The 13,953-nt window shown below is 73.5% G+C and carries 8 protein-coding genes; 5 read left to right on the top strand and 3 right to left on the bottom strand.

The genetic code is table 11. The annotated features are described in order from the left end of the window. Positions 1 to 9: 9 nt before the first annotated feature. Both recN and IF09_RS0134215 read left to right on the top strand, forming a co-directional pair. Positions 10 to 1,773 (top strand): DNA repair protein RecN, encoded by a 1,764-nt coding sequence (recN, locus tag IF09_RS0134220; protein WP_078613632.1) that lies wholly within the window; start codon positions 10 to 12, stop codon positions 1,771 to 1,773. A 221-nt stretch (positions 1,774 to 1,994) separates the two neighbouring features. Next, positions 1,995 to 3,113, top strand: a complete 1,119-nt coding sequence (locus tag IF09_RS0134215; RefSeq protein WP_030302569.1) for a glycosyltransferase family 4 protein — start codon at positions 1,995 to 1,997, stop codon at positions 3,111 to 3,113. Positions 3,114 to 3,420: 307 nt separating this feature from the next. On the opposite strand, the gene IF09_RS0134210 is transcribed toward IF09_RS0134215, so the two are convergent. The 3 genes from IF09_RS0134210 to IF09_RS0134200 form a co-directional block, all read right to left on the bottom strand. After that, the gene (locus IF09_RS0134210; RefSeq protein ID WP_030302563.1) at positions 3,421 to 5,046 is read right to left on the bottom strand and encodes a PucR family transcriptional regulator; all 1,626 of its coding nucleotides are present in this window, start codon (positions 5,044 to 5,046) and stop codon (positions 3,421 to 3,423) included. Between the two features lie 22 nt (positions 5,047 to 5,068). Then, positions 5,069 to 6,448 carry an FAD-binding oxidoreductase gene (locus IF09_RS0134205; protein WP_030302554.1) on the bottom strand — a complete coding sequence of 460 codons (1,380 nt, stop codon included), beginning with the start codon at positions 6,446 to 6,448 and terminating at the stop codon, positions 5,069 to 5,071. Positions 6,449 to 6,602: 154 nt separating this feature from the next. Continuing rightward, positions 6,603 to 8,456 (bottom strand): glycoside hydrolase family 15 protein, encoded by a 1,854-nt coding sequence (locus IF09_RS0134200; RefSeq protein WP_106975201.1) that lies wholly within the window; start codon positions 8,454 to 8,456, stop codon positions 6,603 to 6,605. Between the two features lie 478 nt (positions 8,457 to 8,934). On the opposite strand from IF09_RS0134200, the gene IF09_RS0134195 reads away from it, so the two are divergent. The 3 genes from IF09_RS0134195 (at position 8,935) to IF09_RS0134185 (ending at position 13,827) form a co-directional block, all read left to right on the top strand. Beyond that, positions 8,935 to 10,572: a CTP synthase gene (locus IF09_RS0134195; RefSeq protein WP_030302549.1), complete on the top strand. Its 1,638-nt coding sequence runs from the start codon at positions 8,935 to 8,937 to the stop codon at positions 10,570 to 10,572. An 89-nt stretch (positions 10,573 to 10,661) separates the two neighbouring features. After that, positions 10,662 to 11,291 carry an NUDIX domain-containing protein gene (locus IF09_RS0134190; RefSeq protein ID WP_030302547.1) on the top strand — a complete coding sequence of 210 codons (630 nt, stop codon included), beginning with the start codon at positions 10,662 to 10,664 and terminating at the stop codon, positions 11,289 to 11,291. A gap of 466 nt (positions 11,292 to 11,757) precedes the next feature. After that, on the top strand, positions 11,758 to 13,827 hold the full coding sequence (locus tag IF09_RS0134185) for an AAA family ATPase (protein WP_078613630.1): 2,070 nt from the start codon (positions 11,758 to 11,760) through the stop codon (positions 13,825 to 13,827). Positions 13,828 to 13,953: the final 126 nt, after the last annotated feature.

Below are 13,953 nucleotides of genomic sequence, written 5' to 3'. Positions count from 1 at the left end.
TGACGTCACATGGCACGGGTGAAACCTCGGTATCGTCGTCCCGTGCTTGAGGAGATGCGGATACGGTCGCTCGGGGTCATCGACGACGCGGTGGTCGAGCTGTCGCCCGGTTTCACCGCGGTGACCGGCGAGACCGGCGCGGGCAAGACGATGGTCGTCACCAGCCTCGGCCTGCTGCTCGGCGGTCGCGCCGACCCGGCCCTGGTGCGGATCGGGGCCAAGGCGGCGGTCGTGGAGGGCCGGATCGTCATGCGCCCCGACGCGCCTGCCGCCGTACGCGCGGAGGAGGCCGGGGCCGAGCTCGACGACGGCACCCTGCTGATCAGCCGGACCGTGTCCGCCGAGGGGCGCTCGCGCGCCCACGTCGGCGGCCGCTCCGTGCCCGTCGGCCTGCTCGGCGAGCTCGCGGACGACCTGGTCGCCGTACACGGGCAGACCGACCAGCAAGGGCTGCTGCGGCCGGCCCGGCAGCGCCAGGCCCTCGACCGGTACGCCGGGGACGCGGTCGCCGTACCCCTCGAGAAGTACGGGGCCGCCTACCGGCGGCTGCGCGCGGTGGCCGTCGAGCTCGACGAGATCACCACCCGGGCCCGGGAACGGGCCCAGGAGGCCGACCTGCTGCGCTTCGGCCTGGAGGAGATCGCGGCCGTGGAGCCGCTGGCCGGCGAGGACGTGGAGCTGGCGGCGGAGGCCGAACGGCTCGGCCACGCCGAATCGCTGGCCTCGGCGGCGCAGATCGCGCACGCCGCGCTCGCCGGCAACGTCGAGGACCCGGAGGGCGTCGACGCGAACACGCTCGTCGCGGGCGCACACCGGGCCCTGGACGCCGTACGGTCGCACGACCCGGCGCTCGGCGCGCTCGCCGAGCGCATCGGAGAGCTCGGGATCCTGCTCGCCGACGTGGCCGGGGAGCTGGCGGGCTACGCCGACGACCTGGACGCCGATCCGCTGCGGCTGGCCGCGGTGGAGGAGCGGCGGGCGGCCCTGACCCAGCTGACGCGCAAGTACGGCGACTCGATCGACTCCGTACTGGAGTGGGCCCAGCGGGGCTCGGCGCGGCTGCTGGAGCTCGACGGCGACGACGAGCGGATCACCGAGCTGACCGCCGAGCGGGACGGGCTGCGGGCCGAACTGTCGCTGCTGGCGCAGGCGCTGACGGATGCGCGGGTGGAGGCGGCGACGCGGTTCGCGTCGGCCGTCACGGAGGAACTGGCGTCGCTGGCGATGCCGCACGCGCGGGTGACGATCGACATCCGGCAGGTGGAGGACCCCGAGGGGGTGGAGGTCGACGGCCGCCCCGTCGCGTACGGGCCGTCGGGCACGGACGAGGTCGAACTGCTGCTGGCCCCGCACCCGGGCGCCCAGCCGCGGCCGATCGCCAAGGGTGCGTCGGGCGGTGAGCTGTCGCGCGTGATGCTGGCGGTGGAGGTCGTGTTCGCGGGCTCCGACCCGGTGCCGACGTACCTGTTCGACGAGGTCGACGCGGGCGTCGGCGGCAAGGCGGCCGTCGAGGTCGGGCGACGGCTCGCGAAGCTGGCCAAGTCGGCGCAGGTCGTGGTCGTCACGCACCTGCCGCAGGTGGCGGCCTTCGCGGACCGGCAGCTGCTGGTCGAGAAGACGAACGACGGGTCGGTGACGCGCAGCGGTGTCACCGTCCTGGAGGGCGAGGACCGCATCCGCGAGCTCTCGCGCATGCTGGCCGGGCACGAGGACTCGGTGTCGGCGCGGGCGCACGCCGAGGAGCTGCTGGCGGCGGCGCGCGCGGACGCGTAACGGCTGTGCCTTGCCGTTGCTCGTGAGGGCCCGGGACGGATGCGTCCCGGGCCCTGCGCACGTGCTCGGAGGTGAGGGGCCCTACGCCGTGTGGGTGAGCCTCGGGGGTGTGTCGCGGTATCTCCTGCGGGATCCGTACCCGTATGGTCCCGGAACGCGCGTGCGGACTGGCATCCTGGGCGACGTCTCTGCCTCCCTCCCTCACCCTGGAGCTTCGGCCCGTGAGCAGCTCCCCGGTCTCGATCCCGGCCCCCGCGCAGGCGTACGGGCGGCCACCGCTCCGCACCGTCCAAGTACTCGGCGGTGCGGGCGCGGGCAGCAGCGCGCACGTACGGTCGCTGACGACCGGGCTCGCCGCGCGCGGGGTCCGGGTCACGGTGTGCGCGGCCGTGGAGGCGGAAGGGGAGTACGACTTCACCGGCGCGGGGGCGCAGTTCACCCCGGACGCGGTGAGTGCGCTGCGGGCCGTGTGCGCCGGGGCGGACGTGGTGCATGCGCACGGAGTGCGGGCCGGGATGCGCGCCGCGCTGGCGCTGCACGGGCGCCGGGTGCCGCTGGTGGTGACCTGGCACAGCGGCGGGCCGGCGGCCGAGGGACCCTTCGGGCGGCTCGGGCGGGTGCTGGAGCGGCACGTGGCGCGGAGCGCGGCGGTGGTACTGGGCGCCTCCTCGGACCAGGTGGACCTGGCCAGGGCGCGGGGCGCGCGGGATGCGCGCCTGGCGCCGGTGGCCGTGCCGATGGGGCAGGAGGGCCCGGACGCCGGGGCGGATCCGGACAAGGTACGGGCGGACCTGGGGGCGGTGGAGCGGCCGTTGCTGATCGCGGTCGGCAGCCTGGTGGAGCACCGGGGGTACTCCGTACTGCTGGACGCGGCGCGGGCGTGGCGGGTGCTGGAGCCGCTGCCGCTGGTGGTGATCGCGGGGGAGGGACCGCAGCGGGCCGAACTGGCCCGGCGGATCGAGGCCGAGGGACTGCCGGTACGGCTGCTGGGGCGGCGCCGGGATGCGGCGCAACTGCTGGCGGCGGCGGACGTGGCGGTGCTGCCGAGCCGGTGGGAGGGGCGGTCCCTGCTGGCACAGGAGGCACTGCGGGTGGGCGTACCGCTGGTCGCGACGGCGGTCGGCGGCGTGCCGGAGCTGGTCGGGGACGCGGGGGTACTGGTCCCGTACGGGGACGCGGCCGCACTGGCCTCGGCGGTGGTGGACCTCCTGTCGGACCCGGACCGCAGGGCGGCCCTGTCGGCGGCGGGCCGCACCCAGGCGGCGACGTGGCCGTCGGAGGACGACACGGTGGCCCAGATCCTGTCGGTGTACGACGAGTTGATGGACCGCCGCAAGTAGAACTCGGCCGGCCCCTCGCCCAGCCGCGCCTCAAGCGCCGGCGGGCGCTGCCCGGGGCCGGCGCCGCGGCCCGTGTCCCGAGCGCCGGCGGGCGCCGGGTTGCCGGGCCCGGGGCGGAACCCCCGGGAACGTGGAAGGGCGGGTAGGGGACACGCCCCGCAGGCCCCGCCCCCCGCACCCGGCCCCAGACGGCCGGCCGGACGGAGTTCGGCGCAGCGGGGCGAAGCCGGGCAGCCGCCCCCGTCGAGCCGAGCGAGCGGCGCGTCGAAGGGGTGGCCCACCGGGGCCGGGCGGTGCGAGGAGGGCGTTACGAAGGGGAAGGAACGTGGCGGCGGGCGCGGAGGGCCAGGCTCAGGGAGAGGACCGTCTCCGGGTCGTCCAGGTCCGTGCCCAGGAGCTCCGAGATGCGGGCCAGGCGGTTGTACAGGGTCTGGCGGTTGAGGTGCAGCTCGCGCGCCGTCTCCGCCTTGCGGCCCGCGTGGGCCAGGTACGTCTCCAGGGTCGGGAGGAGCGGGGGGCGGGACGTCGCGTCGTGGACGCGGAGCGCGCCGATGGCGCGGTCCACGAACGCCGCCAGGTCGGGGTGTTCACGCAGCCGCCAGAGGAGCAGGTCGATGTCCAGGCGGCGCGCGTCGTACCAGGGGCGGGCCGGCAGGCCGTGGGCCGCCGTTGCCGTTTCAGCGGCGTGGCGCAGGCCCGACGAGGCCGCGGCCCAGCCGCCCGCCACGCCCACGACCACCGCCGGCGGGGCCGCCGCGCGGTCCAGGCCGGCCCGTTCCATCCCCGCCCGGAGCGCGGCGGCCACCCGGTCCGCCACCGTGGTGCGTTCCGATTCGGAGCGGAGGGAGACCAGGAGGGGGACGCGGCCCTCCACCGGGCGGACTCCCAGGAGGACCGGGACGCCGACTGACGAAAGTTCCTCCAGGACCGCCCTCGCCAGGACCGCCCAGTTGCCCGACGGGCCCAGGGACGACGACAAGCGCATGACCACCGGCAGGAGCGGGCCCGACCCCGGCTTGAAGCCCAGTACGCGCGCCTGCGCCGGGGCGTCCTGCGCCGAGATGCGGCCCTCCGCCAGGTCCGTCAGGAAGTCCCCGCGGCCGCGGGCCGCCAGTTCCTCCTCCTGGCGGGCCTGCATCAGGACCACGGCCAGTACCCCCGCCGTCCGTTCCGCCGCCATCCGGTGGACGGGCAGCAGCGGCGCCGAGACGCCGAGCAGGACCACCTTCGCGCGGACCGAGCCCGTGCCGTGGCCGCCGCCGGGGACGTCGATCAGCACCGCGTTCGCCGAGGGCTCCGCCTCGCGCTGCCCCCGCAGGCCCTCCCACACCTGGAGCGGGTCCGCCGCGGCCTCCCCGGAGACCGGGCCCGCCGCGTACAGGAGTTGGCCGTCGGGGGTCTCCAGGAACACCGGATTCCCGGTGAAGTCGGCCAGGATGTGCAGGACTTGGGGGATGCCGCCGCCACTGAGCAGGGCCTCCGTGCAGCGCCGGTGGACCTCCTCGGCCCGCTGGAGCAGGGCGTAGTGGTGGTTGACGATCTCGGTGTGGATCTCCTCCGTCACCGCCACGAACGGCACCTCGCGGTGCAGCTGGACCAGCGGCAGCCCGGCGGCCCGCGCCGTCTCGACGAGCGTCGCCGGGAGCCGGGCGAAGCGCGGGCCCAGTTCGACCACCAGCGCGGCGATCCCCCGGTCCGCGAGGCGGCGTACGAAGGCACGCTGCTCCGCGGGCCGGGTACCGAGGCCCAGCCCCGTGGTCAGCAGCAGCTCCCCGCCCTTGAGCAGGGACGCGATGTTCGGCACCTCGCCCGCGTGCACCCAGCGGACGGTCCGGCCGAGGCGGTCGGCGCAGGCCACCACCTCCGGCAGCCCGCTGCGCAGCCCGGGCAGCTCCAGTGCCCGCTGAACGGTGATCCCGCCCTGGTTGTCCATGTCGCGGGACGCTACCAGGGGGTCAGGCCGGCTTGATGTTGTGGTTGAAGCGGAAGACGTTGTCCGGGTCGTACGCCCGCTTCACCGCGCCCAGCCTGGCCAGATTCCCCGCGCCGAGACCCGCCACCACGCGCTCGGATCCCTCGTCGCCGGTGAAGTTGAGGTAGACCGCGCCGGTGCTCCACCGCTCCACGTGGCTGCGTACGTCACGCACCCACTGCCGGCAGCGGTCGTCGTCGGCGGGGTCCTCCCAGATCCCGAAGGGGTGGACGGCCCAGGGCGAGTCGCGGTACGGAACGGGGAACTCCGGGGGCCCCTCCGCGATGGCCCCGCCCAGCGGGAAGATCGCGTGCTGGGTGCCGCCCGACGGCATCACGTCGCCCAGGGCGCAGAAGACGCTGACGAGCTCGTCCGGCAGGCCGCTCAGGTACTCCGCGGACCAGTAGTTCCGCAGGCCCGGCGGGTCGTCCAGCATGCACTGGAAGTCCGCGTAGGGGAGGGCGGTGAGCACCTCCACCTCGTGCGGCAGCGCGAGGAGCGGTTCCGCCAGCTTGCGCAGGGCCTCCTCGCCGCCCGCGTACGTGAGCAGCGCGCCCGCCATCACGGTTCCGACGAGGTGTTGCGGTACGAAGGGCTCCGGCGGGGCGGTCAGGTAGATCATGCCGCCGCCCGCCTCGTCGGGGCCGTTCTCGACCACGTCCCGGTAGGTGCGCAGCACCTCGGGCCCGGCCTCGGGCGGGTACAGCAGCATGCAGATCGCGAACTCCGGCAGCTCGTGCAGGCGCAGCGTGATCGACGTCGCGACACCGAAGTTCCCGCCGCCGCCGTGCAGGGCCCAGAACAGCTCGGGGTTGTCCTCGGCGGTCGCCGTCAGGGTGCTGCCGTCGGCGGTGACGAGGTCCACGCCGAGCAGGTTGTCGACGGCCAGCCCGAACTTCCGGTCCAGCCAGCCCGAGCCGCCGCCGAGGACGAAACCGGTGGCTCCGGTGGTGGAGACCCGGCCGCCGGTGGTGGCGAGCCCGTAGGGCTGGCAGGCGCGGTCCAGCACGCTCATCACCGCGCCGCCCCCGACGCGTACGGCCTTCGCCGCGGGATGGACGGTGACCTCCTGCATCCGGCGCATGTCGACGACCACACCGCCGTCGTTGAGGGACATCCCGGCGACGCTGTGGCCGCCGCCGTGCACCGCGACGGGCAGGTCCAGCTCACGGGCGAAACGGACGGTGGTGACGACGTCCGCCTCGCTCTCGCAGCGGGCCATCACGGCCGGCCTGCGGTCGATCATCGCGTTGAAGACCGTCCGGGCCTCGTCGTACCCGGGATCGTCCGGGGCGAGGACCTCACCGGCCAGATCCTCGCGGAGCGCGGCCAGGGCCTGGCCGGCCTTGGAGTGGGGAGCCATGGCTGAGGCCCTCCTTCCGGAGGGGGCATAGGACCTATCCAGCGTAGGCGGGGGCAGGCTGCCGGGCGCGCCGGAGCGGGGCGCAGCCGTGCGGCGCGGTTGCCGGGCGGGTCAGGAATCCTGACGCTTCCGCATTCTGCGCACCTGCCCCGCGTCAGCCCCCGTACGCGCCGCTCGCCGTCAGGCGGAGGGCCGTGTCGATCAGGGGGACGTGGCTGAACGCCTGCGGGAAGTTGCCGACCTGGCGCTGGAGCCTCGGGTCCCACTCCTCCGCCAGCAGCCCCAGGTCGTTGCGGAGCGCCAGCAGCCGCTCGAAGAGCTGGCGGGCCTCGTCGACGCGGCCGATCATCGCCAGGTCGTCCGCCATCCAGAACGAGCACGCCAGGAAGGCCCCCTCGTCGCCCTCGAGCCCGTCCACGCCGGCCTCCTCGCCGGTCGTCGGGTAGCGCAGGATGAACCCGTCGGGCGTGGACAGTTCGCGCTGGATCGCCTCGATGGTGCCGATGACCCGCTTGTCGTCCGGCGGCAGGAAGCCCATCTGCGGGATCAGCAGCAGGGAGGCGTCCAGTTCCTTCGACCCGTACGACTGGGTGAAGGTGTTGCGCTCCTTGTCATAGCCCTTCTCGCACACGTCCTCGTGGATCTCGTCGCGCAGTTCGCGCCACCGCTCCAGCGGGCCGTCCGCGTCCCCGCTCTCGATCAGCTTGATCGTGCGGTCCACGGCCACCCAGGCCATCACCTTCGAGTGCACGAAGTGGCGGCGCGGGCCGCGCACCTCCCAGATGCCCTCGTCCGGCTGGTCCCAGTGGGCCTCCAGGTAGCGGATCAGCTTCAACTGGAGCACCGAGGCGTAGTCGTTGCGCGCCAGGCCCGTCATGTGCCCCAGGTGCAGCGCCTCGGTGACCTCGCCGTACACGTCCAGCTGGAGCTGGTGCGCGGCGCCGTTGCCGACCCGGACCGGGCGGGAGTTCTCGTACCCGGGCAGCCAGTCCAGCTCGGTCTCGCCGAGTTCCCGCTCGCCCGCGATCCCGTACATGATCTGCAGGTTCTCCGGGTCGCCGGCGACCGCGCGCAGCAGCCACTCGCGCCAGGCCTGGGCCTCCTCGCGGTACCCGGTGCGCAGCAGTGAGGAGAGGGTGATGGCGGCGTCGCGCAGCCACGTGTAGCGGTAGTCCCAGTTGCGGACACCGCCGATCTCCTCCGGGAGGGAGGTGGTGGGCGCGGCGACGATGCCGCCGGTGGGGCCGTACGTGAGCGCCTTGAGGGTGATCAGGGAGCGGATGACGGCCTCGCGGTAGGGGCCGTGGTACGTGCAGTGGTCGACCCACTCGCGCCAGAACGCGGCGGTCGTCGCCAGGGCCTCCTGCGCGTCGGGGGTCTCCGGGGCGCCCTTGTGCGAGGGCTGCCAGCTGATGCAGAAGGCCTTCCGGTCGCCGGGTCCCACGGTGAAGTCGGAGTACGTCGTCAGGTCCTTGCCGTACGTCTGCGCGTCGGTGTCCAGCCAGACCGAGTCCGGGCCGGCGACGGCGACGGTGCGCCCGTCCACCTTGTGCACCCAGGGCACGACCCGGCCGTAGCTGAACCGCATGCGCAGCGCCGAGTGCATCGGGACGCGCCCGCTGACGCCCTCCACGATGCGCACCAGCTGCGGTGCGTGGTCCTCGCGGGGCGGCATGAAGTCGATCACGCGGACCGTGCCGCGCGGCGTGTCCCACTCCGATTCCAGGATCAGGGAATCGCCCTGGTAGCGGCGGCGCGTCGCGGCAGGGGCCGCGGCGCCCCCCGGGAACGCCGGGCCGATCCGCCAGAAGCCGTGGTCCTCGGTGCCGAGAAGGCCCGCGAAGACGGCATGGGAGTCGAAACGTGGCAGACACAGCCAGTCCACCGAGCCGTCCCGGCAGACCAGTGCGGCGGTCTGCATGTCGCCGATCAGTGCGTAATCCTCGATGCGCCCGGACACGTAGATCTCCAGTCGAACGTCCACGTCCGCCCCGAAGGGCGCTTGCATTGCGCGGTTGCGCGGTCCCGTGGGTGTGGATCCCCGCACTGAGCTCATGATTCCGGATGCGGCCGGGTTACGCCGTCTGCCGGACTGCTCGGCGGCGATGTGAAGCGATATCCGAGCAGGATATGACGGCACCCTAGTGATCTCCTGAAGCCGGGGGGCAATGTGACTCGACCAAACGGGTGACCCGACGGGTGACCAGCGCGAACGGCGGTGTGACCCGCCGCGGGCCGGGCGGTGGCGCTCGGTCGAGCACCCGTAGCGGCGCGTGGCCGGAGGCGGACGGGCCCGGGCGCTGATAGGCTGGTACCCCGTGGACCGGTGGTCTGCCTGTGCGAATCAGGAGCCCCGAAACCGCAGCTTCGGCGCCCCCTGAGAGCCTCCGGTTCGATGGTGGCCGGCGCCGGACGCACCTTCACTTCGCGACCACGGGAGCCCCCTCTTGGCGACGCCGCCCGCTGCTTTTCGAAACAGCACAGCCATGACGACCAAGCACATCTTCGTCACCGGGGGTGTCGCTTCGTCCCTCGGCAAGGGCCTGACGGCCTCCAGCCTGGGTGCGCTGCTCAAGGCGCGCGGCCTGCGGGTCACGATGCAGAAGCTCGACCCGTACCTGAACGTCGACCCGGGCACGATGAACCCGTTCCAGCACGGCGAGGTGTTCGTCACCAACGACGGCGCCGAAACCGACCTGGACATCGGCCACTACGAGCGCTTCCTCGACGTCGACCTCGACGGCTCGGCCAACGTCACCACCGGCCAGGTCTACTCCCAGGTCATCGCCAAGGAGCGGCGCGGCGAGTACCTCGGTGACACCGTGCAGGTCATCCCGCACATCACCAACGAGATCAAGCACCGCATCCGGCGCATGGCGACCGAGGACGTCGACGTCGTCATCACCGAAGTCGGCGGGACCGTCGGCGACATCGAGTCGCTGCCCTTCCTGGAGACCGTCCGCCAGGTCCGCCACGAGGTCGGCCGCGACAACGTCTTCGTCGTGCACATCTCGCTGCTGCCCTACATCGGCCCCTCCGGTGAGCTGAAGACCAAGCCGACCCAGCACTCGGTCGCGGCCCTGCGCAACATCGGCATCCAGCCCGACGCGATCGTGCTGCGCGCCGACCGCGACGTCCCCACCTCCATCAAGCGCAAGATCTCGCTGATGTGCGACGTGGACGAGGCGGCCGTCGTCGCGGCGATCGACGCCAAGTCGATCTACGACATCCCGAAGGTCCTGCACACCGAGGGCCTCGACGCGTACGTCGTGCGCAAGCTCGACCTGCCGTTCCGCGACGTGGACTGGACGGTCTGGGAGGACCTGCTGGACCGCGTCCACAACCCCGACCACGAGGTCAAGGTCGCGCTCGTCGGCAAGTACATCGACCTGCCCGACGCGTACCTGTCGGTGACCGAGGCGCTGCGCGCCGGCGGTTTCGCCAACAAGGCCCGCGTCCAGATCAAGTGGGTCGCCTCCGACGACTGCAAGACCCCGGCCGGTGCCGCGGCGCAGCTCGGCGACGTGGACGCGATCTGCGTGCCCGGCGGCTTTGGCGACCGCGGTGTCAACGGCAAGGTCGGTGCCATCACCTACGCCCGCGAGAACAAGATCCCGCTGCTCGGCCTGTGCCTGGGTCTGCAGTGCGTGGTCATCGAGGCCGCGCGCAACCTCGCGGGCATCGAGGACGCGAACTCCACCGAGTTCGACGCCTCCACCCCGCACCCGGTGATCTCCACGATGGAGGAGCAGCTGGCCTTCGTCGAGGGCGCGGGCGACCTGGGCGGAACGATGCGCCTGGGCATGTACCCGGCGAAGCTCGCCGAGGGTTCGATCGTGCGCGAGGTCTACGGCGACCAGGCGTACGTCGACGAGCGCCACCGCCACCGCTACGAGGTCAACAACGCGTACCGCGGCGAGCTGGAGAAGAAGGCGGGCATCGTCTTCTCCGGCACCTCCCCGGACAACAAGCTCGTCGAGTACGTGGAGTACCCGCGCGAGGTGCACCCCTACCTGGTGGCCACCCAGGCCCACCCGGAGCTGCGCTCGCGCCCGACGCGGCCGCACCCGCTGTTCGCGGGCCTGGTCAAGGCGGCGGTGGAGCGCCAGCAGGCGGCCAAGTGACGGCCTGACCGCATAACGTAGACAGCCGGGGCAAGGCTCTTGCCCCGGCTGTCGCGTTTTCGGAAAGGCACGGGGTACGGATCATGGCCATGGATATCGCGGACAACGGGGAGACGTGGCAGGTCATCGCCTCACGGACCCCGTTCGAGGGCGCGAAGACGTCGGTCCGCTCGGAGCAGGTGAGCATGCCGGACGGGTCGGTGGTGCGCCGGGACTACCAGGTGCACCCCGGATCGGTGTGCGTGCTGGCACTGGACGACGAGGGCGGCGTACTGGTCCTGCGCCAGTACCGGCACCCCGTACGGCACAAGCTGTGGGAGCTCCCGGCCGGGCTGCTCGACGTACCCGGTGAGAACCCGCTGCACGCGGCCCAGCGGGAGCTGTACGAGGAGGCCCACGTCAAGGCGGAGGACTGGCGGGTGCTCGCGGACTTCTTCGCGTCCCCCGGCGGGTCGGACGAGGCGATCCGGATCTTCCTGGCGCGGGGCCTCTCCGAGGCGGAGGGGGAGCGGCACCAGGTCTCGGAGGAGGAGGCGGACATGGAGATCGCCCGCGTCCCGCTGGCGGATCTGGTGCAGGGGATCCTGTCGGGCCGGCTGGGCAACCCCGGCCTGGTGACGGGGGCCCTGGCCCTGTCCGCCGCGCTCGCCGCCCCGGGCGGCCTGGACGCCCTCCGCCCGCCCCAGACCCCCTGGCCGGCCCGCCCCTACGAGGCGTAACCCGCGCGGGACCGCTGTCCCTACGCGGCTGCCGCAGCCGGGGGCTGGGCGGGGCCCGGTCTCGCGCGGCTCCGGCCCGGACCCGGCTGAATATCGACGGGGCTGAGTGGTCGCCGGGGCTGGATGGTGCCGCGCAGCGGCATTTCCAGCCCGTCCGCGTTTGAGGACCGGGTCCGGGGCGGAGCCCGGGTGGGGGTCCCCCCGGACGGAGTCTGGGGGAGGTGGAAGGGCGGGTAGGGGACAGCCCCCGCGCAGCGGAAACCGTAACGCCGCGTACGGGCGTAGCCCGGCGCCGCTCGCGATGCCGGGCAGCCGCCGGGGTACGAGCGCAAGCGCAGCAGCGGTTGCGACGCCGGGCAGACGGCCGGGTGGCGGTGCAGGCGAGCGGGTGGTGTGACGGCGGGCCCGTGTGAGCGGGGCGGTCGGTCGGCGGCGTGGTGTGACCATCTGTTGATCCGATTGGGCGATGTGTCCGCCGCGCTCCACACGGGTCGTCGCTCTGCGTGAACTACGCTCGCAACCCGAAGGCAGGGAGAGGAGCGGATCCGTGACGGATTTCGTCGGGCGGCGGCGTGAGCTCAAGGAGCTGCGCGAGGACATCGCACGGACCGGGCTCGACACCCTCTCGGGCCGCAAGGCCAAGGCACCCAGGGCGCGCGTGCTGCTCATCGCCGGCCGGCCGGGGTCAGGTCGCACCGCCCTCGCCGAGGCGTTCGTCCGCGAGGTCGCCCAGGACTACCCCGACGGGGTGATCAAGGTGCGCCTCACCGCCCCCGGCGGGGAGACCGTCGCCACCGAGCGGGCGATCCGGACCCTGTTGGAGGGGCTGGGCGAGGCCACACCCCCCGGCGCCGCCGAGGACGAGCTCAGCTCCGCCCTGCGCGCTGCCCTCACCCACCGCAAGGCGATCCTGCTCGTCGACGACGCCGCCGACCCGTACCAAGTCGACGCCCTGCTGCCGGACACCCCCGAGTGTCTCGTCGTCATCACCGCCGAAGGGCCCCTCACCGGCATTCCGGATGTCCGCCCCTGCACCCTCGGCGGGCTGGACACCCCCTCCGGCGTCCAGATGCTCGCGCAGCGCATCGGGGACACCCGGATCACCGTCGACCCCTGCGCCGCCGAGGCCCTCGCCGAGGAGTGCGGGGGCCAGCCCGCAGCGCTGGCGCTGGTCGGCGGCTGGCTCGCCGCGCACCCCAAGGCCGCCGTCGCCGACGTGGCCAAGCAGCTCCACGACATGCCCCCCGGCACCAGCGGCCCGCTCGGACGCGGCTTCCGCCTCGTCTACGAGTCCCTGCCGCAGCCCGCCCAGCGCACCCTCCGGTTGCTGCCGCTCGCCCCCGCCGGCATCGTCGACTCGCACACCGCCTCCGCCCTCGCCGGCTGCTCCGTGGCCGCCGCCCAGTCCACCCTGGAGGACTTCGCCGGGCTGGGCCTCGTCCGTCATGCGGCCAACGGGCTGTTCCTCCTGCCCGGCTGCCTGGCCCCGCTGCTCCAGGCCCTGCTGGAGACCAAGGAGCGGGCGGCCGAGGTCCAGCTGGCCCGGGCCCGGATGCTGGAGCGCACCGTACGCCTGCTGCACTCCTGCCGCGTCATGGCCGAACCCGATGAGGACGGGGCGGACGGGGCGGGCGGCGCGGACGTGCGCGAGAAGCTGGACGGGCTGCCGCGCGCCCTGCGGTTCCCCGACCGGCGGGCCGCCGCCACCTGGCTCGACACCCGGCTGCCCGCGCTGTCCGCGGCCGCCTCCCTCGCGGTGGCCGACGGCGGGCTGGACACCCTGGCGCGCCGGCTGGTCGCAGCCCTCGTACGAGCCCTCGCGGAGCACCGCGGCACGGCCGCGGCCGCCCCCGAGCTGTACGGGCTGCACCGGCTGGTCCTGGACGTGGCCGAGCGCCGCAACCTGCACCGGGAGCAGGCCGCGGCCCTGCTGAACCTGGCCGATCTGGACGCCGAGACCGGCCGCACCCACGAGGCGCTCGAGCGGTACCGGGCCGCGCTGGGCGCGGGACGGGCGGCGAACGACCCGTACGCGACCGGCCGCGCGATGGAATCCGTAGGCGGTGCCTACCAGGAGCTCGCGGACTGGCACCGGGCCGCCGACTGGTTCGGCCGGGCCCTCGCCCAGGCGCTCGCGCGCGGGGAGCGGGCGGACGAGGCCCGGCTGTACGGACGGCTCGGCAACGTGCACACGTACGCGGGCCGCTACGGCGACGCGCTGCGCAGTTGGCGGACCGCCGCCGCGGGGTACCGGAAACTGGCCGATGTGCCGGGCCAGGCAAAGGCGTTGAGCGAGATGGCGCGAATCCAGGAGTACGCCGGACGGCCCGAGGAATCGCTGCACACCTGCCGCGAGGCGGTGGAGCTCGCGCGCCGGGCCGGAGACCTGCGGCTTCAGGCCGCGCTCCAGGTGCGCCTCGCCGACACCCTCGACCGGCTGGGCGACCCGGCCGCTGCAAGGCTGCACCGCTCCGCGGCCGACAGATTGCTGGGTGACGACCCCGCAGCCTGCGAAATCCGTAGTGGTTCCGACTGAGATTAATGGTTTGCAAGGCTAGACAGCGCGTCGTCCTTCATTAGACTGGCTTCACCACGACATCCCGTGGTGCATCCCGTTGCGCGTTCTTGTGGGCGGGTATGTATGGAAGTGCCCCGAAAATCC

Source organism: Streptomyces katrae (assembly GCF_000717655.1).
Taxonomy (GTDB): Bacteria; Actinomycetota; Actinomycetes; order Streptomycetales; family Streptomycetaceae; genus Streptomyces; species Streptomyces katrae_B.
Note: the sequence above shows the minus strand (reverse complement) of the source record. Positions and strands in the feature narration are given on the sequence as shown.